Source organism: Pseudomonas sp. 14P_8.1_Bac3 (genome assembly GCF_025466085.1).
GTDB lineage: Bacteria > Pseudomonadota > Gammaproteobacteria > Pseudomonadales > Pseudomonadaceae > Aquipseudomonas.
In genome coordinates, this window is sequence record NZ_JANLOD010000066.1 from 253,405 (window position 1) to 273,613 (window position 20,209).

The following is a 20,209-nucleotide window of genomic DNA, read 5'->3' on the forward strand; positions in this document are numbered from 1 at the left end:
GCGGCCTGAGCGCCGGACGATGAAAGCGACCGGGTTACAAACTGCGCAGAAGCTGTGCTAATCCGTCGCCGATGGAAGTCGGTGCCGGGAGCGTGAAGCGCTCGAGCAGGCGAGCGTTATTGGCGCGCGAATGGCGTATGTCGCCCTGGCGTTGCGCTTGATATGTCACGGTCAAAGGCTGGCCGGTGGCGTTCCCCAATTCAGTGATCAGATCGTTGAGGCTGGTGGAGCGACTGAGCCCGACATTTACCGCACCGGGGCTCGGCTCGCTCGCCTCCACGGCCTGGACGAGAATGCTCACCAGGTCGCGGACGTAAACGAAATCACGGGTCTGTTCACCGTCGCCAAAAATCGCCACCGGTTTGCGGGCCATGGCCCGTTCCGTGAAGATGCTGATCACACCGGAGTACGGCGATGAAGGATCCTGGCGCGGGCCGAAGATGTTGAAGAACCGCAGGATCACCGGCTCCAGGCCATGCTCCCGGCGATAGAAATCGAGGTAATACTCGCTGGCCAGTTTGTCGCTGGCATACGGCGTCAGCGGCGACTTGGGCGTGTCTTCGTCGATCGCCGAACCTTCGCCATTGTTGCCGTAGATCGCCGCGCTGGACGCGAAGACCACCCGCTTGATGCCGTTTTTCAACATGTGCTCGCACACGTTGAGGGTGCCCACGAAGTTGCTTTGATGGGTGCTGACCGGATCGTCCACCGACGCTTGTACCGATGCGACGGCGGCCAGGTGCACGACGGCGGTGCAATCACGCATGGCTTGCTCGACAGCGACACTGTCCGCCACATCGCCAACCACCAGGTTCAAATTGGCGTTACCGATCGGCAGATTGCCGACCTTGCCAGTCGACAGATTATCCAGCACGCGGACCTTGTAGCCTTTGCCCAGCAACGCTTCTACAAGGTGCGACCCAATAAATCCTGCACCGCCGGTAACGAGTATTCGTCCATCAAGCATGAAATTTCTTCCTGAAGATTCAAACGGACACTCCGTAGGTAACGTCCGCAAAACGGTGACTCCGTGGATCACTGATCCAGGCTGATGGCACTTGGCCTCTCCAGCCTCACACTGCGACATTGCCGAAATCTCGAAGGTTCAAAAAAAAATCGGAAATTCGTTCTAAGCAGCGGCGTTTTTATGGCGCTAGGCCATTAACGGCCGCAGATAATGTGAGATCGACGTCACACTGTCAATAGATTGTCTAATTTGTCGCTAGGCGGTTTTTGGACGCATAAGATAGTCATTTAATTGACACATTCATCGCGCCTCGCTGCTACGACGCACGGCGCAGATGAATTTTTCTTCACCCCGGCGCAGCGCCACAGCAGCTACATTGCGCTCGCTCATTCAAGAAACTACGGTTTGCCCGCCCTCCCGCGGGCTTTTTTTTGCCCGGCTTGCTCGCGATGGTCGTCAACGATGCACGCGGGCTGCCTGAATGTACGCAGCGCCCTCGGGCCCATCGCCAGCAACCTGGCTCCTACAGAATTTGTGTGATTCGCAAGATTTTCGCGGCGTGTTCACTATTTGTTGAGCATTTGCGCCGTATGCTCGCGCGATCCCCTTTCGGCAGCCAGACCCCATGCGCCACGCTTCCTCATTGCTTCTGCTCACTGCTCTGCTGTTTTTCTTCACCTTGGGTAATCACCAACTGCAGGAATCTACCGAGGCGCGGGTCGCCGGGATTGCCATGGAAATGCACCTGGATAACGACTGGGTGACACCGCGGTTGCTGGGCGAGTCGTTTCTGGAGAAACCACCCCTGAGTCTGTGGCTCGATGCCGGGGCGATTCGCGCCTTTGGCGGTACACCCTGGGCCGTGCGGCTGGCGTCAGCCTTCGCCGGTTTGTTCAGCGTAATGCTGCTCTACGCGATGCTGCGTCGGTTTGGCCGGCCCAAAGCGATTGCCTGGACTGCAGGGATATTGCTGGCGACCATGGCCAGTTACTGGAGCAACGTGCGCGGTGTCGGCGAAGACGCCTTGCTCGCTCTCGGCGTGAGCATGGCACTGCTGGCGTTTTTCCATGGGCATCGACAGGCGAGCGGCGGCAATGCATTACTGTTTGCCGCGGGAATCGCCATCGCGACGCTGAGCAAAGGCGTGCTGGGCCTGGCGATGCCTGGCGTGGTGATCTTCGCGTTTCTGCTGGCCGAGAGTCTGATCGACAAACGCCTGAAGATCGCGGACTGGATACGCCCGGCATTGCTGACGTTGCTGGGGCTGATACCCCTGACAATCTGGCTCGCGGTGCTGTATCAGCGCGGCGGCGTGCAGGCTCTAACGGAAGTGCTGCTGACCAACAGCGTCGGGCGTTTCAGCGGCTCCTTCGTCGAGGCGGGGCACTACGAGCCGTTCTATTACTACCTGGCGAAACTGCCGCAGGCATTTCTGCCGTGGAATATTCTGGTGTACCTGGGGCTGTGGCACTTTCGCAAAAGCCTGCTGGCCAATCGTTACCTGTTGTTCTTCACACTATGGGTGCTGGCGCAGTTCGTCATGCTGACGCTGGCTTCGAGTAAACGCACCGTTTACCTGATGTCAATGACGCCCGCAGCGGCAGTCATCGCGGCTGAATACGCAGGCGTTCTATTTGAAAAACTGAAGGGCGCTTCGAACGTGTCGAGCCGTATCGCACGTCATCGGCAAGGCTTGGCCCTGGGAGTCATTGGTGGAGTCATCGTCTGTTACCTCGCCGCGGCCCAATGGATGCTGCCGCACGCCGATCGCACACTGTCCTTCCTGCCGCTGACCGATCAGATTCAGGCAATGCAAACCCGCGGGCAAAACGTTGCCTTGTTCCAGCCCAATGAACGCGTGGGCGGTGCCAGCATGTTCTACACGCAACGCGTGCTCACAGGGCTGGAGACCGAGGCGCAGCTTCATGAGTTTCTGGGGAAGTCGCCCACCAACGTCGCGGTCATCACCACGGACGCGGAACCGGGCCTGCCGCTGAAGGTGCTGAAGGTGATACAGGTCGGCCGCCAGCATTACTACTTTGTCGGGCAGTGAAAGCAGCGCCATCGTGCCTCGCGGGGCCAGCCTGATCATGGGCGTGCGCATTTCTCGCGCACGCCCAGCATGAAGCGTAGGAGCCGGCTTGCCGGCGATGGCGTCCGCTCGCCAATGAAGAGGTTGCCTGACCCACCGCAATCGCGAGCAAGCTCGCTCCTACAGGGGATCTCCGGCGCAGGCATTTGCTGCGTTCGCTGACATCTGTGGCGAGGTCGCGGGGTGGAGGGGGACATCCAGCCGCGCTCGCCCATAAAACGCCAACGCCGTCAGCAAACACGCCAGCCATACGAAAATCCCGGCCCAGAAGGTGTGGGACATGTAGTGCCAGCCTTGCAGAACCCGCGTCGTACCGTAAACGAAACCGAGCAGCAGCGAGCCGTACATCAGCGCTTTCGAATAGCGCCAGCGATAGCGGCGCGCCACGAAGTACAGCGCCAGCATGGTGAACCCGCCCGACGCATGCCCGCCCGGCCAGCAGCGACCGTCACCCGCTTCCTTGAACAGCTGGAAGTTGCTGAACCACTCCACGTGAGCCATTTTCCCGCCGTAAAGCGTGGTTTCAATCGGGCAGTACACGCTGGTGTGCGACTTGAGGAAATGAATCACGCCGGTGCAGATGGCAAACGCGAACACCACGAATAAAAAATCGCGACGATGTTCGTAGGCAAACTTCAACACCGGGGCGACTTTGCTCCGCTGCAAAAAACCACCAAGGCGCGGACGCTTCTGTGGGTTGACCAGCGGCCAGACAAACGACAGCATCGCGCCGATCAAGGCAATTTCAGCCGTCCAGTTCGGGATGATCCGCGCCCACTTGTGGGTGAGTTTTTCAAAGAAATGGACCTGGTCCAGCGGAAAGCTCCGGGTCAGCGGATCAAAGAACAGATTGCTGAACGCAATGTCGATTTTGGTCAGGTCGAACAGCAGGAAAACCAGCGCCGCACAGGCCAGTGGAATGCCGAAATTGACGTAGTAAAAACGCATGCATGTACTCACTTAGGGGTCACCGAGCGCCAATCGGAAGCTTCGATAAAACCGAGCATCCGCGGCGTTTGCTCGGGTTCGGCGATGACAAACAACGAGGCGCCATAGCCGAGGCTGGACGTCGGCCACTTCAGGTCTTTCTCCATCTGCGCCATGCATTCGCTGTGGGTCACCAGGATCAGATTGCGACCCGCCACCTTGTGCGCCAGGGCATCACGCAGCATCGTGCCTTTGCAGGCGATCAACCAATTGTCATTGAAGCCGACCTTGTTGAACATGTAGCTGGCGGTCTGTGCGGTCCGAATCATCGGGCTGTTGTAGATGTCTGCCTTGCCCAGCCCCAACTGCTCGAACTGCGCACCGACACTCACGGCAACATTGCGCGAACGATCGGTGATGCCATCGTTGCCACTCAGGCACGCGGCTTTGGAGTGGTCGCAGCGCTCGACATGCCGCACCAGCACAATCATGTCGCCCTTGGCCCAACTGGATAACAACGCTTGAGCGCCCGTGGCATTGCCATGCGCCAGGTCCGGCACGGCGGCAGGCCGCAGTAGCCAGATCGTCAGCGGAATCACCAGCACGGCCGAGGCCAGCACCACCGCGAAAGTACGATAACGGGCAAGATGGCTCAGATCAATCGAGCGCTTTATCCCGAACAGCCTCAGTCTTAATTCCACATCAGGCCACCTCACCGGCATCCATCACTTGATTCGATGCCACGAGGGTAGAGAGCACGGCGTCGGCGGGGAGTGAAACCCATGTGAAAAAAAGCTTAAGGCGCTCACTGCGACAAAATCCTTTCAGCTCTTGCGATCGCTGCCGATACAAACCTGCTACACACCCCTTGGCTACCAAAAACAACAATCTTCCAGCCAACCGACGACCCAAAAGCGCAACGTTCCTGGAGGAATTTGATGAAGAGCTGGTTCGGCAATATCAGCGTGAATATGAAACTGGGCCTGGGATTTGGCCTGGTCCTGGCACTGACCTGCGTCCTCGCCTTGACCGGCTGGACCAGCCTGGGCAGCTTGATCGACCGCAGCAACTGGATGAGCGACATCACCCAGCTCAATGCCGGCCTGACCAAACTGCGCGTGGTGCGCCTGCAATACATGCTGACCAACGGCGACGAAACCGCCGCCCAGACTGTGCAGACCACCCTGGAGGCCTTTGCCGCACAGCAGCAAGCGCTGCTGGTGAAATTCAAGAGCCCGGAAAACCTCAAGTTGCTCAACGAGCAAGGCACGGTGATCGAGGCTTACCGGACGTCCCTGAACAAAATGCGCAGTGCCTACCGAGCGGGTAACAGCGCGCGCGATGCCATGGGCGCCAACGCGGACACCGCGAACACGCTGATCAACGCCATCAACACCTCCGTGCAGCAGGTGCCGTCGAGCGACCAGCGCTTTGAACAATACCAGGCCATCACCGCGGTCAAGGAAGCCTTCCTGCTGGCCCGCTACGAAGTGCGCGGCTACATGGCGACCACCAACGCCGAGACCGAGCAGAAAGCCATCGGCCAGCTCGACGCGGCCATCGCCAGCCTGAAAACGCTGAATGCGCATTTTGCCGACGCCCACCAGGACGCCCTGCGTCAGCTGGAAACCGCGTTGAACAACTACCGCAGCGCATTGCAAACCTATAAGAGCGCCAGCAACGACACCGTGCAGGCGCGCAAGGAAATGACCGATCAAGGCACCACCATCGTCACCCTCAGCGAGCAGCTGTATCAGATCCAGCTCGACCGCCGCGACGCCGAAAGCGCGCAAGCCCGCACCCTGCAATTGATCAGTACCTTGCTGGCGCTGCTGGTGGGCGTCATCGCCGCGGTGGCCATCACCCGGCAGATCACCGGCCCGCTGCGCGACACCCTGGCCGTGGTCGAGCGCATCGCCGGCGGCGACCTATCCCAGGACGTCAAGGTGACCCGCCGCGACGAACTCGGCGTGTTGCAACAAGGCATCGCGCGCATGGGCGTGACCCTGCGTGACTTGATCAGCGGCATCCGCGACGGCGTCACCCAGATCGCCAGCGCGGCCGAAGAATTGTCCGCCGTGACCGAGCAGACCAGCGCCGGTGTGAACAGCCAGAAGATCGAGACCGATCAGGTCGCCACCGCGATGCACGAAATGACCGCCACGGTGCAGGAAGTCGCGCGTAACGCCGAAGAAGCCTCGCAAGCCGCGGCCGCTGCCGACGGTGAAGCCCGCGAAGGCGACAAGGTGGTCAACGAAGCCATTGCCCAGATCGAGCGTCTGGCCAGCGAAGTGGTGCGCTCCACCGAAGCCATGAGCGTGCTGCAACAGGAAAGCGACAAGATCGGCAGCGTCATGGACGTGATCAAGGCGGTCGCTGAACAGACCAACCTGCTGGCCCTGAATGCCGCGATCGAAGCGGCCCGTGCCGGTGAAGCGGGACGTGGGTTTGCCGTGGTGGCGGATGAAGTCCGTGGCCTGGCGCAGCGCACGCAAAAATCCACCGAGGAGATCGAAGGCCTGGTGGCGGCCCTGCAAAACGGCACGCAACAGGTGTCGACGGTGATGAACAACAGCCGCACCCTCACCGACAGCAGCGTCGCCCTGACCCGCAAGGCCGGTGTGTCACTGGAAAACATCACCCGAACCGTGTCCAACATCCAGTCGATGAACCAGCAGATCGCCGCCGCGGCCGAACAGCAAAGCGCCGTGGCCGAAGAGATCAGCCGCAGCATCCTCAACGTGCGCGACGTGTCCGAACAGACCGCCGCCGCCAGCGACGACACCGCGAAATCCAGCGTTGAACTGGCGCGGCTGGGGAATCAGTTGCAGATGTTGGTCAGTCACTTCCGCTTCTGATACTGACTTTTGCAGTGAATGAAATATCCCTTCGCGGGCAAGCCCGCTCCCACAGTGTCCGTGTCGTGCCGACGTTATCTGGCAAACACAGAACCTGTGGGAGCGGGCTTGCCCGCGAAGGCTATCTAACGCTCAAACACTGATCGCATTGGTAAACACCAACCGATTGCCGAACGGGTCGGCGATGGTCATGTCCTGGCTGCCCCAGGGCATTGCCTGGATCTGCGGGTGCGAGAAGGTGTATTCCTTGGCCAGCAGTTGCTGTTGAAACGCCTCCAGCTCATCGGTCTCGATGCGCAGTGCCGAGCCCGGTGTGCTGTCGCCGTGGTGCTCGGACAGATGCAGCACGCATTCGCCACGGGAGACTTGCAGGTACAGCGGAAAATTCGGCTCGAATCGATGCTGCCAGTCGATCTTGAAACCGAGGAAATCGACGTAGAATTCCACAGCCTTGGTTTCGTCGAAAATCCGCAGGATCGGGGTGGTTTTGCCGAAGCTCATCGCGTTGCTCCCAGACTGGAAAGGCCCAGAGTGTAGCCGGGCTAGTCTCAGCGCTTCGGCTTGATCGCCACTTTCTTTAATTGCAATGTGCCATCACGCCAAGGATTTGTGTTCATCCGGCGTCTTGCGAACGAAACAGAATCTGTAGGAGCGAGCTTGCTCGCGATGGTCGTTAACGATGACGCGGGCTGCCTGAATGACGCGGCGCACTTGAATCCATCGCCAGTAATCTGGCCCCTACAGAGAATTTTGGAGGGGCTGGAAACCGGCGCGCAAATTCCCTTGCCGCGCCAGAAACCGCCCTTCCCGCTTGCCGGTCGCCTGGCCTGCGCTGTAACTCAACACACCATTGACCCACACCCCGTCGATGCCTTCCGCCGCCCGCTGTGGATCATTGAAGTCGGCAACATCACGAATGGTAAGCGGATCGAACAGCACCAGATCGGCCCAATGCCCTTCACGGATTTCACCGCGCTCCTTCAAGCCGAAACGCGCAGCGGAGAGCCCGGTCATTTTGTGTACCGCGGTGTGCAGCGGAAACAGTCCGACATCGCGACTGAAATGGCCGAGCACGCGTGGGAATGCGCCCCACAAGCGCGGGTGCGGGAACGGGTCTTCCGGCAAGCCGTCAGACCCGACCATCGACAGCGGATGGGCGAGGATTCTTCGTACGTCCGCCTCGTCCATTCCGTAGTACACCGCGCCGGCCGGTTGCAGGCGGCGGGCGGCATCGAGCAGCGAAACGTTCCACTCGGCGGCAATGTCCATCAGGTCGCGTCCGCCCAGTTCCGGGTACGTCGTGGACCAGGTGATGGTAATGCGATGCGCATCGGTCACTTGCTTGAGGTCCAGGGTCGAAGAGCTGGCCGCGTAGGGATAGCAATCGCAGCCCACCGGGTGGGTTTTCGCCGCTTCTTCCAGCGACGCCAACAGTTGCGGACTACGCCCCCAGTTCCCGGCGCCGGCACACTTGAGGTGGGAAATGATGACCGGCGACTGCGCGTGCCGGCCGATCTGAAACGCCTCGTCCATGGCCTCCAGCACCGGTTCGAATTCGCTGCGCAAGTGCGTGGTGTACACGGCGCCGAACGCCGTCAGTTCTTCGGTCAGCTGCATCACTTCATCGGTAGAGGCCGAGAACGCGCTGGCGTACGCCAGGCCGGTGGACAAGCCCAAGGCGCCGGCCTCGAGGCTCTCGCGCAACTGCTCGCGCATCGCGCTGATTTCCTCCGGCGTGGCGCTGCGGAACAGGTCGTCGAGGTGGTTGCTGCGCAACGCCGTGTGGCCGACCAGGGCGGCGACGTTCAGCGTCGTGTTCGCCGCTTCGACCGCCGCGCGGTAATCGCTGAAGGTGGGATAAACAAACGCAGCGGCGCCGCCGAGCAGGTTCATCGGGTCCGGTGGATCGCCTTTCAAACTCACCGGCGAGGCGCTGATGCCGCAGTTGCCGACGATCACCGTGGTCACGCCCTGGCTGAGCTTGGGCAGCATCTGCGGCTGACGGATCACCACGGTATCGTCGTGGGTGTGCACATCGATGAAACCCGGCGCCAGCACCCGGCCGGCGGCGTCGATGTCTTCGCGGGCGCGGGCCTCGTGCAAATCGCCGATGCGCACAATGCGCCCGTCCAGAATCGCCACGTCGGCGGCATAACCGGGGGCATTGCTGCCGTCGATGACCAGGGCGTTGCGAATCAGCGTGTCGTACATCATGTCAGTCTCCCAGCGGCAAGTGATCGTCGCCGCCGCGGTAATCGTCGAGGGCGAGTTTGATCCGCCGCAGACGTTCTTGATTGTCTTCAGGATTGGCCAGCGCCAGCTCCGTGGCAAGCACGTCGATGGCCAGCAGCATGCCGTAGCGTGCCGCCGTGGGTTTGTAGATGAATGAAGTTTCAACACCTTGCAGCGGCAGCAGTACATCGGCCAGTTGCGCCAGCGGCGAGTCGGTCCGGGTGATGGCCACGATTCGTGCGCCGTAATTGCGCGCCAGCGCGACGGCTTCGAGCAATTCGGGGGTGATGCCGGTCAACGAACAGACGATCACCGCGTGCTCGGTGCCGAGGCTGGCGGCAGTGACGCGCATCATCACCGGGTCGTGACACACTGAAATCGGATAGCCGAAGCGCACCAGCCGCACTTGCAGCTCATCGCTGCACAGGGTCGAGCAGCCGCCCATGCCGAACGCATGGATCATCCGCGCCTTGCCCAGCAACTTCACCGCATCGGCAAAGCGTGACTCATCGAATGCCGACAGGTGCTGGCGCAAGGTTGATTCGATATCGCCGACGATCTGCCCATAAAACGCCGACTGCTCAGGCGTGCCCGCCGGGTCGAGGAAGCGACTGCCGACGCCGCTGGCCTGGGCCAGTTGCAGGCGCAGGTCACGCAAGTCCCGGCAACCGACGGTACGGGCGAAACGCGACAGCGTGGCGGTGCTGACTTCCGCCCTCTGCGCCAGCTCATCGAGACTGGCGGCCGAGGCAAATCCTACGTCGTCGAGCATCAGCCGGGCGATTCGTCCTTCGCCGGCGCTGAAGGAATCCTGACGGGCGCGGATCTGGTAGAGGATGTCCATGGCGGGCGGCTCCGGTTAAATCAGGTAGGAAAGACCCACGGTCAGACCGAAAGCGACCACGGAAATCAGGGTCTCGAGCACGGTCCAGGTCTTGAAGGTCTGGGCGACGGTCATGTTGAAGTATTCCTTGATCAACCAGAAGCCGCCGTCGTTGACGTGGGAAAAGATAACCGAACCCGCACCCGTCGCCAGCACCAGCAATTCCGGATGCGGATACCCCAGACCGACGGCCACCGGGGCAACGATGCCCGACGCGGTGGTCATGGCCACCGTGGCCGAGCCAGTGGCGATGCGCATCAACGCGGCGAACAGCCAGCCCATGATCAGCGGCGACAGGTGGAATTCATGGGCCAGGCTGACGATCTGGTCGGTGACCCCGGCGTCCACCAGAATCCGGTTCAGACCGCCGCCGGCACCGACCAGCAAGGTGATGCTGGCGGTTGGCGCCAGGCATTCGTTGGTGAATTTGAGAATCGATTCACGGTTGAAGCCCTGCGCGATGCCCAGGGTCCAGAAGCTGAGCAAGGTCGCCAGCAACAGCGCGATCACCGAGTTGCCGATGAACAACAGGAACTGGTTTAAGCCGCTGCCCGGCGTGGAAATCAGGTTGGCCCAGCCGCCGAGCAGCATCAGCACCACCGGCAACAGGATGGTCGCCATGGTGATGCCAAACCCCGGCAGGCGATCGCGCGGTTCGCGCTCCAGGAACTGGCGCTCCAGCGGGTTTTCCGCCGGCAGCTGAATGCGCGGCACGATGAATTTGGCGTACAGCGGCCCGGCGATGATCGCCGTGGGAATGCCGATCAGAATCGCGTACAGCAAGGTCTGCCCCACCGACGCCTGATACACCTGCACCGCCAGCATCGCCGCCGGGTGCGGCGGCACCAGCGCATGCACCACCGACAACCCGGCGACCATCGGCAGGCCGACCATCAGGATCGAGACGCCCACCCGCCGCGCCACGGTAAACGCAATCGGCACCAGCAACACAAAACCGACCTCGAAAAACAACGGCAGCCCGACCAGGAACGCGATGCAGACCATCGCCCAGTGCGCGTTCTTCTCGCCGAAACGGTCGATCAAGGTCCGCGCCACCTGCTCGGCGCCGCCGGACTCGGCCATCATCTTGCCGAGCATCGTGCCTAGCGCCACCACCAGCGCAATGTGCCCCAGGGTCTTGCCGACCCCCGCCTCGTACGCGCCGACCACGCCGGACGCCGGCATGCCGGCGAGCAACGCCAGGCCAATCGACACCAGGGTGATGACAATGAACGGATTCAGTCGGTAACGGGCGATCAACACGATCAGCGCAATGATGGCGATGGCGGCATACACCAGCAGCCAATAGCCGAAGGACAGGGTCATGCGGTACTCCTCGAGAGGGTCACGTCGAAAATTTGTGAAACTCTTAAAACATTTCGAGACGTGATATTCAAACGAGGTGAAAGTAATTTTCGTGGAGGGGTAAGGGGTGTCGCTTAGGGATATGCGAGGTCGGTGGATATGAAAATTCGGGGGGTGGATTTTCATCCTGCGCCACCTTCCCCTGTGGGAGCGAGCCTGCTCGCGATGGCGGCGTGTCAGTCACCTCATTGTTGACTGATGCGTCGCCATCGCGACCAGGCTCGCTCCCACAGGGCTAATCACCAGGATGGGATCGTCTCAGTCGTGACTGACCCGCGCGCGCTTGAGCAGTTTCTTGCAGCGCTCGGACAAGTGCAGCACCCGCAGGTGTTTGCCGGCCTTGGCGTAGCGCTCGCGCAAGGTCTTGAGCGCGGCGATGGCCGAGTAGTCGACGAAGCTCAGGTGACGGCAATCGATCGTCACCACGGCCGGGTCATTGGCGGGGTCGAACTGGTTGAGAAAGGGCGTGGTCGAGGCGAAGAACAGCGTGCCATGCAACCGGTAAAGCTTGCTGCCATCGGGTTCGAGGTGGCTGTCGGCATACAGTTCGCGGGCCTGCTGCCAGGCGAAGTTGAGCGCGGCAATGATGATCCCGCACAGCACGGCGGTGGCCAGATCGGTGAACACGGTGATCACCGTCACGGCGACGATCACCAGCACGTCGTTCAATGGCACCTTGTTCACCACCCGCAGCGAAGCCCAGGCGAACGTTTGCTGCGACACCACGAACATCACCCCGACCAATGCGGCCAGCGGGATGCGCTCGATCAGCGGCGACAGAAACAGAATGAACAGCAAAATCAGCACACCGGTCACCACCCCGGACACGCGACCACGACCACCTGAGCTGAGGTTGATCACCGTCTGACCAATCATCGCGCAGCCACCCATGCCGCCAAACACCCCGGAGACCATGTTGGCCGCGCCCAGCGCCACGCACTCGCGATCCGGGAAACCGCGGGTCTCGGTGATTTCGTCGGTCAGGTTCAGGGTCAGCAAGGTTTCCAGCAGACCGACCAGCGCCATCAGGATCGCGTAAGGGGCGATGAGGCGCAGGGTGTCCAGGTTCCACGGAATGTCGGGCAACGAAAAAGTCGGCAGGCCACCGGCGATGTGCGCCATGTCGCCCAGCGTGCGGGTCGGCAGCCCGAGCAGGTAAACCGCCAGCCCGACACCGAGAATCGCCACCAGCGCGGGCGGCACGGCACGGGTCAGGCGCGGCAGCACATAGACGATCGTCATCGTCAGCAGCACCAGCCCGGTCATCACATACAGCGGCGTGCCGCTGAGCCAGGTGTCACCGTTCTTGAAGTGTTCGAGTTGGGCCAGCGCGATGATGATCGCCAGGCCGTTGACAAAGCCGAGCATCACCGGGTGCGGCACCATCCTGACGAGCTTGCCCAGTTTCAGCAGCCCGAATGCGAGCATGATCAGGCCGCCCAGCAACACGGTCGCGAGCAGGTACTGCACGCCGTGCTGCACCACCAACGCGACGATGACCACCGCCATCGACCCCGCCGCCCCGGAGACCATTCCCGGACGTCCGCCGAACAGCGCGGTCAGGGTGCAAATGATGAAAGCGCCGTACAGCCCCATCAATGGATTGAGGTGGGCGACCAGGGCGAAGGCGATGCATTCGGGCAACAAGGCGAAGGAAGTGGTGAGTCCGGCCAGGACATCGGCGCGCAGATGTTTTGCTTTCATGAGGGAACCGGGCACAACGGGGAAAGAAGGGAGCGGATGTTACGGAATCGAGGACGGCCCGGCCAGTTGCGGTGCAGCGTAATACGCCTTCGCGAGCAAGCCCGCTCTCACCCTTGACCGAGTTTGGCCTCGGTCTGATGTGGGAGCGGGCTTGCTCGCGAAGAGAGCAAAGCGGTCTACAGCGAACTCAAATCATTTCGTCCCGAATCCACTCAACCACCGAAGTGCGCTTCGGCACCCAGCCCAGCAACTCTCGTGCATGCTTGCCACGCACCCGGCTGTTGGAGCCCAGGCCGTAGTTGGCCATTTCATAACCCCATTCGGCTTCGGCATCTTTCAGCGGCCAGTCCTGCGGCTCGCCGAGGTTCAACGCCTGGGCAATCGCCGTGGTCATCTCGATGAACGACGCTTCGCCACTTTCGACGAAGTAGAACGTGCCCGGTACGTTTTTGGTCAGCGCCAGCAGGTACAGGGCCACCACGTCCTCAATGTGCACGTTGGACCAGATGTTCTGGCCAATGCCGACGTGCCGAACAACACCGCTTTTGCGTGCCTGTTTCAGCAGACGTGGCAGCTGCACGCTGTCGCGTTTGACGCCAAGGCTGTGGCCGTAGATCAACGTGTTGCAGATCACCGCTGAATTCACCCCGTCCTTCGCTGCGGCGAGGATCAGGTTGTCGATCGCCACCCGGGCCGCCTTGTCGACGGTCGGTGCCGGCAGGCTGTCTTCGAAATAAACGACGTCACTGGACTTGCCGCCCGAGGCATCGCCGACGATGCTCGAACCGCTGGTGTGCAGAAACACCTTGTTGGAACCACGCAAGGCGTCGAGCAAGGCTTCGACCGCGCCGCGATGATCGCTGCTGGCGGCATTGATCACCGCATCGGCGGCGCGAGCCTGTTCGGCCAATAGTGCGCTGTCGTCAAGAGTGCCGATCACCGCGGTGATGCCCAGCGCACTCAATTCGTTGACTTGTTCAGCGTTGCGCACCAGGCCGGTGACCTTGTGCCCGGCCCGAACCAGGCCAGTCGCGATAGAGCCACCGATGAAACCCGCGGCGCCGGTAATGAATACGTTCATGGAGAAACTCCCTGCGTGAATAAGTGATGGAACGAGTATCAAGCAGTCACGACGGTCGAAAAATCCCCGTTGACCCAATTCACTCTTGCGCAGGAGTCACGAATCAGCCCTTGAAGTCCGAGTTGGCATAGACGGCCAACTTACCCTGGATGAAGTCCAGGAAACATTGAATCCGCAGGGCCAGTTGCGAGTTGCGGTAGTACACCGCGTTGATCGGCTGGCGATAGCCGCTGTTGAAATCAGCCAGCAACACCTTCAAGCGCCCGGCACGAATGTCGTCGATGGTCATGAAATGCGACAGGCTGGCAATGCCCTGGCCTTCCAGCGCCAGGTGCCGGATGGTCTCGCCGCTGGAGGCGCTGATCGACGCCTGGATCGGCCAACGGTCACCGTGCACATAGCGCAACGGCCATTGATTGAGCCCCTCGTTATGGGTGAAGCCCAGCAGCGCGTGCCCGCTCAGATCCTCGACGGCCATCGGTGTGCCGTATTGCTCAAGATAAGCCGGGCTGGCGACGATGTGCAGCGGGCTGCAACCCAGCGAACGGGCATGCAGGGTCGAGTCAGCCAAGGTGCCGATGCGGATGGCGATGTCGGTGCTTTGCTCCAGCAGGTCGATGATCAGGTCGTTGCTGTTGAGTTCCAGCTGAATGTCCGGGTAGAGCCGGCGGAACTCGTCGATGTAGGGCACGATGGCGTGCAGCATGAACGGCGCCGCGGCATTGATCCGCAAGCGTCCGGACGGTGTTTGCTGGCGCGAGTTGAGGCGTTCTTCGAGCTCGTCCATCTGATCGAGAATCAGCTTGGCGTGCTCGAAGAAATACTTGCCTTCCTCGGTCAGGTCCATGCGCCGCGTAGTGCGGTTGATCAGTGTGGTATCGAGCTTGGCCTCCAGCCGCGACAGCGTGCGGCTGACCGCCGACGGCGTTTGCCCGACCTGTTCGGCGGCTGCGGAAATCGACCCGCATTCAATTACGCAGACGAAAATCTGCAGTTCATCGGATCTGGCTTTCACCGGTGTTCCTTATGTCTTTTGCGGGGTTCCAGATACCGATAGTAGCCGAGGCTTATGCCGGCAGGCCAAACAGCGCTTTCAAATGCTGTTCATACCGCGCCACGTCGGCCTCGATGTTCGGGCGTTTCATCACGTCGACGGCAATGAACGTCGGCAAACCGGTCATGCCAAGGAACTCGTTGGCCTTGTGGAACGGAAAGTACACCGCGTCCACGCCCTTGCCTTCGAAGAAGTCGGTCGGGTCGTCGAAGGCTTGCTGCGGGGCGTTCCAGGTCAGCGACAACATGTATTGCTTGCCTTGTATCAGGCCACCGCTGCCGTACTTTTGCGAAGCGTCGGAACGGGTGCGGCCGTCGCTGGCGTACAGGCTGCCGTGGCCTTCGGTGAAGACTTCGTCGATGTACTTCTTCACGGTCCACGGCGCGCCCATCCACCAGCCGGGCATCTGATAAATGATCACGTCAGCCCAGAGGAATTTGGCGATTTCTTCGGCGACGTCGTACCCCTGGTCAATAAAGGTGGTTTTCACGTCGACACCGCCGCGATCCAGCACGCTCAGCGCAGCTTCGTGCAGGGTGGTGTTGTAGCGGCCATCGGAATGCGCAAACTGTTTGCCGCCATTGAGCAACAGGACTTTTTTCATGAGAAGTCTCGGAAGGGTCAGAAAATGGATGGCGGCAGGTTAACCATCGGCCTCGCGCGGAATAAGCCCTGAATTCACAAAATTCATTTGATCAATACGCACGAATCGATAAGGGATTGTTGCCATAGACTGACGCCGTTTCTGCCCCTTGAGGAAGTTTCTGATGAGTGAATTGCAAGGCTTCATCCTGCACGCCAAGACCCGCCCGGAAAAATCCGACGCCTTCGAAGCGTTTTTCCGTGGCTACGTGGAAGCCAGTCGCGCCGAGCCCGGCTGCATCGAGTACCACATGCTGCGCGACAAACAGGACCCCACGCTGTTTATCTTCTTTGAGATCTGGCAATCCAAGGCGCACCTCGACGTGCACTCCAGCCTGCCGCACATGAAGCAATTCCTTGAGCAACGCGATGAATACCTGGAACGGGATTTCGACATCCGCGCCATCGACATGCTCAGCCCGTCGTCCGCTACCCGTTGATCAGCAGGTGGCCGCCGAGCACGCCGAGGCCGATGAAAAACACCCGCTTGAACAAGGTGGCGCTGATCCGCTGACGCAGCCATTGGCCGAGCAACATGCCTAGCACCGCCGGGATCAACGCCAGCAACGACCCACTCAACTCGCCCCCGCCCAATGCCCCGCGCCACAACAGGCCGGCGGCGAGGGCCAGGGTCGATACGGTGAACGACAGGCCCAACGCCTGCACCAGCTCATCCTTGCTCAAACCCAGCGCTTGCAGATACGGCACGGCCGGAATCACGAAAACCCCGGTGGCCGACGTGATCACACCGGTCAGTAAGCCGCAGAGCGGACCGAGCCAGCGTTCGGTGCGGCTGCCGACGCGAAGGGTCGGCAGGAACAAGCCGCTCAGCGCATAGAGCAACAGCGCCGCGCCCAACCCCCGAACCACCCAGTGACCACCGGCCATGCCGATCCACAGCGTACCGGCGCCGGTGCCGATGAAGATCGCCAGCAACATCGGCCACAGACGTTTGACCAACCCGCGCAAATGTCCGCCGAACGCCAGTTGCCAGACGTTGGTGAGCGTCGCGGGAATGATCAGCAGCGCTGCAGCCTGCGACGGCGCCATAGCCAGGCCGAGCAAGCCCATGGCGATGGTGGGCAGTCCGAGGCCGATGACACCTTTGATCATGCCGGCCAGCAGGAAGGTGACGATGACCATCAGTGACAGGGTCAGGCCAAGGTTTTGGTAAAACGCGGTGAGTGTATTCATGGGCTTATCCTGAGCCCGGAACGGCTGGATGAAAATCTGCCATATACTGAGGGTGCCTTTTGTTTTGGCAGAGGCTGAAGGTTTTAGTGGGTACTGCTGGCCTCTTCGCGGGCAAGCCCGCTCCCACAGGGATTTTCGTCGTGCACCAAGCCTCCGCACTCCCACGACCACTGTGGGAGCGGGCTTGCCCCCGAGAGGCCGTCCCCGACAACCAACACTCAAAGGCTGTCCCCATGCACTTCGACCTCACCGACCTGCGCCTCTACCTGAACACCCTCGACACCGGCAACATCACTGCCGGCGCCGCGCGCAGCCACTTGTCCCTGGCAGCAGCGAGCGCGCGGATTCGGGCGATGGAAGCTTCCCTCGGTATCGACTTACTCGAGCGCGGCCGTCGCGGCGTGACTCCCACGTGGGCGGGCAAAGCCTTGGCGCAACACGCAAGGCTCCTGCTGCAACACGCCGAACGCATGCAACTGGACCTGGCCGAATACGCCAAGGGCGTCAAAGGTCAGGTGCGCTTGCTGTGCAATACCACGGCGATCACCGAGCACCTGCCGGAAGTGCTGGCCGACTTCCTGTGCCGCCATCCCAACCTCGACATCGACCTGCAGGAAATGCCCAGTCTGCGCATCGTTCACGCCCTGCGCCAGGGGGCGGCGGACCTGGGCATCGTCTCCGACGCCGTGGACACCCACGCCCTCGACACCCTGCCCTTCCGCGATGATCCACTGGTGCTGATCATGCCCCGTGACCATTCCCTGGCGAACGGAGCGACACCGGCGTTCAGCGACACCCTGGCGCACGATTACGTCGGCCTGGCCGCCAACAGCGCCCTGGCGGTGTACCTCGAAGAACAGGCGTTGCACGCGGGAATGCGCCTGCCAATACGGATTCGTGCGGAGGGGTTCGACGGCGTGATACGCATGGTCGCGCGAGGTGCCGGGCTGGCGATTGTGCCGCTGGCGGCGATCCAGCGCCGCGGCGCCGATCAATCCTTCAAGTGCTTCACCCTGGGGGAAGACTGGGCCCGGCGAAAACTGTTGCTGTGCGCCCGTTCATTCGAGGGCCTGCCCGGTTATGCCAAGGCCCTGCTCGACGCGTTACGCCCTGCAGACCATTGAGCAGCAACGCTCGGTATTCCAAAGCGCTGGGCCAGAGTAATATTCGCCCTTTCAAATCAGGCCTGGCCACAACAACCAGAAGGGAAATAGATGGCGGATGAAATCGTGCAACAGGCAACGCTCAAGCGGGGATTGAAAAATCGGCATATTCAGCTGATTGCCCTGGGCGGTGCTATCGGGACGGGGCTGTTCCTGGGCTCCGCCGGCGTGCTCAAGTCTGCCGGACCGTCGATGATCCTCGGCTACGCGATTGCCGGTTTCATCGCGTTTCTGATCATGCGCCAGTTGGGCGAGATGATTGTCGAAGAACCGGTGGCCGGCTCCTTCAGCCACTTCGCCCACAACTACTGGGGCAGCTTTGCCGGCTTCCTGTCCGGCTGGAACTATTGGGTGCTGTACGTGCTGGTGGGCATGGCCGAGCTGACCGCCGTCGGCAAGTACGTGCAGTTCTGGTGGCCGGAAGTGCCGACCTGGGTCAGCGCGGCGGTGTTCTTCGTGCTGGTCAACCTGATCAATACGCTGAACGTCAAAGTCTTCGGCGAGATGGAGTTCTGGTTCGCGATCATCAAGGTCGTGGCCATCATCGGCATGATCCTCCTCGGCTGCTACATGCTGTTCAGCGGCACCGGCGGCCCGCAGGCATCGGTGAGCAACCTGTGGAGCCACGGCGGCTTCTTCCCCAACGGCACCAACGGTTTGCTGATGGCGATGGCGTTCATCATGTTTTCCTTCGGCGGCCTGGAACTCGTCGGCATCACCGCGGCTGAAGCCAGCGAACCGCGCAAGGTCATCCCCAAAGCCATCAACCAGGTGGTTTATCGGGTACTGATCTTCTACGTTGGCGCACTTACCGTGCTGCTGTCGCTGTACCCGTGGGATCAGCTGTTACAGACCCTGGGCGCTTCGGGCGATGCCTACAGCGGCAGTCCGTTCGTGCAGATCTTCGCCCTGATTGGCAGCGACACCGCCGCGCAAATCCTCAACTTCGTGGTGCTCACCGCCGCGCTGTCGGTCTACAACAGCGGCGTCTACTGCAACAGCCGCATGCTCTACGGCCTGGCAGAACAAGGCGACGCCCCCAAGGTGTTGATGAAGCTGAACAAGCAAGGCGTACCGGTGCTGGCGTTGGGCATCTCGGCGCTGATCACGCTGCTGGCGGTGGTGGTCAACTACGTCGCGCCGCATGAAGCGCTGGAGCTGCTGTTCGCTCTGGTGGTCGCCTCGCTGATGATCAACTGGGCGCTGATCAGCCTGACCCACCTCAAGTTCCGCAAGGCCATGGGCCAGCGCGGCATCGTCCCTGGCTTCAAGGCCTTCTGGTCGCCGTACACCAATTACCTGTGCCTGGCGTTCATGGCGGTGATCATCTGCGTCATCTGGATGACTCCACCGGTCCGCGCCTCGGTGTATGCGATGCCGGTGTGGGTGTTGCTCATCTACGGCTGCTACCGGTTGCGCATGGCCCGGCATCGGAACCTGCCTGTGGCTCAATAATCGCGGCATAAAAAACGCCCCGACATTCCATGAATGCCGGGGCTTTTTTGTGCGCATCGTCCTCTGAGGAGCGAGCCGTTTGCATGGTCGCGCGTTTCTGGACACCTCGATGTCGAGCACAGACAACTCGCACCGGCCCAACACCGTCAGGATGCGCCTTCAGCTCTCCCGCCCAATGTCCGGAGTCATCATGACCGCAAACTCACCGATTACCGTTCTTCGCGATACCCACCCGCTGCCGGTGCTCGACGCCTGCAAATGGGAAAAGCTCGAAGGCGATCCGCACACCGTCAACCTCAACGCCTACACCAGCGAAGACGGCAGCAAGATCATGGGCACCTGGATCTGCACGCCGGGCAAGTGGTATGTGGAATACGTGAAGTGGGAATACTGCGATTTCCGCGAGGGCTACTGCATCATCACGCCGGAAGGCAAAGAGCCGATTCACCTGCGTGCGGGGGATATTTTCGTCATCGAACCGGGCATGAAAGGCACGTGGGAAGTGGTGGAAACCGTGCGCAAGTATTTCGTGTTTGCCTGATGCATAAACGCAGGGAGTCACTGTGGGAGCGGGGGGGGGGGGGGGGGGGGG

18 protein-coding genes and 1 pseudogene are annotated in these 20,209 nt (G+C 61.2%); 7 read left to right on the forward strand and 12 right to left on the reverse strand.

All coding sequences use genetic code 11. The features are described 5' to 3' along the window. Positions 1–34: 34 nt before the first annotated feature. Positions 35–967, reverse strand: coding sequence for an NAD-dependent epimerase/dehydratase family protein (locus NTD84_RS22245; protein WP_262170004.1), 933 nt, complete (start codon positions 965–967; stop codon positions 35–37). Between the two features lie 625 nt (positions 968–1,592). Here NTD84_RS22245 and NTD84_RS22250 point away from each other — a divergent pair. Continuing rightward, positions 1,593–3,020 carry an ArnT family glycosyltransferase gene (locus NTD84_RS22250; RefSeq protein WP_262170007.1) on the forward strand — a complete coding sequence of 476 codons (1,428 nt, stop codon included), beginning with the start codon at positions 1,593–1,595 and terminating at the stop codon, positions 3,018–3,020. 159 nt (positions 3,021–3,179) lie between these two features. Here NTD84_RS22250 and NTD84_RS22255 read toward each other — a convergent pair whose 3' ends face one another. Both NTD84_RS22255 and NTD84_RS22260 read right to left on the reverse strand, forming a co-directional pair. Further along, complete coding sequence (locus NTD84_RS22255; protein ID WP_262170010.1) at positions 3,180–4,007, reverse strand: phosphatase PAP2 family protein; 828 nt, start codon at positions 4,005–4,007, stop codon at positions 3,180–3,182. A gap of 8 nt (positions 4,008–4,015) precedes the next feature. Then, complete coding sequence (locus NTD84_RS22260) at positions 4,016–4,687, reverse strand: histidine phosphatase family protein (RefSeq protein ID WP_262170013.1); 672 nt, start codon at positions 4,685–4,687, stop codon at positions 4,016–4,018. Positions 4,688–5,059: 372 nt separating this feature from the next. Between NTD84_RS22260 and NTD84_RS30125 the strand changes: the two are divergent. Then, positions 5,060–5,938, forward strand: a pseudogene (locus NTD84_RS30125) (methyl-accepting chemotaxis protein); the annotation flags it as partial. A 201-nt stretch (positions 5,939–6,139) separates the two neighbouring features. Continuing rightward, positions 6,140–6,844: a methyl-accepting chemotaxis protein gene (locus NTD84_RS30130; protein WP_410017374.1), complete on the forward strand. Its 705-nt coding sequence runs from the start codon at positions 6,140–6,142 to the stop codon at positions 6,842–6,844. Between the two features lie 132 nt (positions 6,845–6,976). Here NTD84_RS30130 and NTD84_RS22270 read toward each other — a convergent pair whose 3' ends face one another. The 8 genes from NTD84_RS22270 to NTD84_RS22305 all read right to left on the reverse strand — a co-directional run bounded on the left by NTD84_RS22270 (position 6,977) and on the right by NTD84_RS22305 (position 15,767). Further along, positions 6,977–7,345 (reverse strand): VOC family protein, encoded by a 369-nt coding sequence (locus NTD84_RS22270; RefSeq protein WP_262170018.1) that lies wholly within the window; start codon positions 7,343–7,345, stop codon positions 6,977–6,979. A 237-nt stretch (positions 7,346–7,582) separates the two neighbouring features. Further along, the gene (locus tag NTD84_RS22275; protein WP_262170020.1) at positions 7,583–9,058 is read right to left on the reverse strand and encodes an N-acyl-D-amino-acid deacylase family protein; all 1,476 of its coding nucleotides are present in this window, start codon (positions 9,056–9,058) and stop codon (positions 7,583–7,585) included. A 1-nt stretch (position 9,059) separates the two neighbouring features. Then, a complete protein-coding gene (locus tag NTD84_RS22280; RefSeq protein WP_262170022.1) occupies positions 9,060–9,920 on the reverse strand; it encodes a MurR/RpiR family transcriptional regulator in 861 nt (286 codons plus the stop codon). 15 nt (positions 9,921–9,935) lie between these two features. Further along, positions 9,936–11,285, reverse strand: coding sequence for a GntP family permease (locus NTD84_RS22285; RefSeq protein WP_262170025.1), 1,350 nt, complete (start codon positions 11,283–11,285; stop codon positions 9,936–9,938). Positions 11,286–11,582: 297 nt separating this feature from the next. Further along, positions 11,583–13,028 carry a SulP family inorganic anion transporter gene (locus NTD84_RS22290; protein ID WP_262170027.1) on the reverse strand — a complete coding sequence of 482 codons (1,446 nt, stop codon included), beginning with the start codon at positions 13,026–13,028 and terminating at the stop codon, positions 11,583–11,585. 187 nt (positions 13,029–13,215) lie between these two features. Further along, a complete protein-coding gene (locus NTD84_RS22295) occupies positions 13,216–14,109 on the reverse strand; it encodes an NAD-dependent epimerase/dehydratase family protein (protein WP_262170030.1) in 894 nt (297 codons plus the stop codon). A gap of 103 nt (positions 14,110–14,212) precedes the next feature. Next, the gene (locus NTD84_RS22300) at positions 14,213–15,124 is read right to left on the reverse strand and encodes a LysR family transcriptional regulator (protein WP_262170033.1); all 912 of its coding nucleotides are present in this window, start codon (positions 15,122–15,124) and stop codon (positions 14,213–14,215) included. A gap of 52 nt (positions 15,125–15,176) precedes the next feature. Next, complete coding sequence (locus NTD84_RS22305) at positions 15,177–15,767, reverse strand: NAD(P)H-dependent oxidoreductase (protein ID WP_262170036.1); 591 nt, start codon at positions 15,765–15,767, stop codon at positions 15,177–15,179. 163 nt (positions 15,768–15,930) lie between these two features. Between NTD84_RS22305 and NTD84_RS22310 the strand changes: the two genes are divergently transcribed. After that, positions 15,931–16,245, forward strand: coding sequence for a putative quinol monooxygenase (locus tag NTD84_RS22310; protein ID WP_262170038.1), 315 nt, complete (start codon positions 15,931–15,933; stop codon positions 16,243–16,245). Here NTD84_RS22310 and NTD84_RS22315 read toward each other — a convergent pair. Next, positions 16,235–16,999, reverse strand: a complete 765-nt coding sequence (locus tag NTD84_RS22315) for a sulfite exporter TauE/SafE family protein (RefSeq protein WP_262170041.1) — start codon at positions 16,997–16,999, stop codon at positions 16,235–16,237. The two genes, NTD84_RS22310 and NTD84_RS22315, sit on opposite strands and share 11 nt — an antisense overlap. A 233-nt stretch (positions 17,000–17,232) precedes the next feature. On the opposite strand from NTD84_RS22315, the gene NTD84_RS22320 reads away from it, so the two are divergent. The 3 genes from NTD84_RS22320 to NTD84_RS22330 all read left to right on the forward strand — a co-directional run bounded on the left by NTD84_RS22320 (position 17,233) and on the right by NTD84_RS22330 (position 20,158). Next, positions 17,233–18,123: a LysR substrate-binding domain-containing protein gene (locus NTD84_RS22320; protein WP_262170043.1), complete on the forward strand. Its 891-nt coding sequence runs from the start codon at positions 17,233–17,235 to the stop codon at positions 18,121–18,123. A gap of 90 nt (positions 18,124–18,213) precedes the next feature. After that, positions 18,214–19,617, forward strand: a complete 1,404-nt coding sequence (locus tag NTD84_RS22325) for an amino acid permease (protein ID WP_262170046.1) — start codon at positions 18,214–18,216, stop codon at positions 19,615–19,617. A gap of 190 nt (positions 19,618–19,807) precedes the next feature. Beyond that, entirely contained in the window at positions 19,808–20,158 is a 351-nt protein-coding gene (locus NTD84_RS22330; protein ID WP_192309405.1) for a cupin domain-containing protein, read from the forward strand. Positions 20,159–20,209: the final 51 nt, after the last annotated feature.

What these genes read in the sequence shown, in the direction of transcription:
- NTD84_RS22310 (WP_262170038.1), top strand. Translation starts at nt 15,931, where the DNA reads ATGAGTGAATTGCAAGGCTTCATCCTGCACGCCAAGACCCGCCCGGAA.
- NTD84_RS22320 (WP_262170043.1), top strand. Translation starts at nt 17,233, where the DNA reads ATGCACTTCGACCTCACCGACCTGCGCCTCTACCTGAACACCCTCGAC.
- NTD84_RS22295 (WP_262170030.1), bottom strand. Translation starts at nt 14,109, where the DNA reads ATGAACGTATTCATTACCGGCGCCGCGGGTTTCATCGGTGGCTCTATC.
- NTD84_RS22325 (WP_262170046.1), top strand. Translation starts at nt 18,214, where the DNA reads ATGGCGGATGAAATCGTGCAACAGGCAACGCTCAAGCGGGGATTGAAA.
- NTD84_RS22270 (WP_262170018.1), bottom strand. Translation starts at nt 7,345, where the DNA reads ATGAGCTTCGGCAAAACCACCCCGATCCTGCGGATTTTCGACGAAACC.
- NTD84_RS30130 (WP_410017374.1), top strand. Translation starts at nt 6,140, where the DNA reads ATGACCGCCACGGTGCAGGAAGTCGCGCGTAACGCCGAAGAAGCCTCG.
- NTD84_RS22255 (WP_262170010.1), bottom strand. Translation starts at nt 4,007, where the DNA reads ATGCGTTTTTACTACGTCAATTTCGGCATTCCACTGGCCTGTGCGGCG.
- NTD84_RS22275 (WP_262170020.1), bottom strand. Translation starts at nt 9,058, where the DNA reads ATGATGTACGACACGCTGATTCGCAACGCCCTGGTCATCGACGGCAGC.
- NTD84_RS22285 (WP_262170025.1), bottom strand. Translation starts at nt 11,285, where the DNA reads ATGACCCTGTCCTTCGGCTATTGGCTGCTGGTGTATGCCGCCATCGCC.
- NTD84_RS22245 (WP_262170004.1), bottom strand. Translation starts at nt 967, where the DNA reads ATGCTTGATGGACGAATACTCGTTACCGGCGGTGCAGGATTTATTGGG.
- NTD84_RS22315 (WP_262170041.1), bottom strand. Translation starts at nt 16,999, where the DNA reads ATGAATACACTCACCGCGTTTTACCAAAACCTTGGCCTGACCCTGTCA.
- NTD84_RS22305 (WP_262170036.1), bottom strand. Translation starts at nt 15,767, where the DNA reads ATGAAAAAAGTCCTGTTGCTCAATGGCGGCAAACAGTTTGCGCATTCC.
- NTD84_RS22290 (WP_262170027.1), bottom strand. Translation starts at nt 13,028, where the DNA reads ATGAAAGCAAAACATCTGCGCGCCGATGTCCTGGCCGGACTCACCACT.
- NTD84_RS22330 (WP_192309405.1), top strand. Translation starts at nt 19,808, where the DNA reads ATGACCGCAAACTCACCGATTACCGTTCTTCGCGATACCCACCCGCTG.
- NTD84_RS22280 (WP_262170022.1), bottom strand. Translation starts at nt 9,920, where the DNA reads ATGGACATCCTCTACCAGATCCGCGCCCGTCAGGATTCCTTCAGCGCC.
- NTD84_RS22250 (WP_262170007.1), top strand. Translation starts at nt 1,593, where the DNA reads ATGCGCCACGCTTCCTCATTGCTTCTGCTCACTGCTCTGCTGTTTTTC.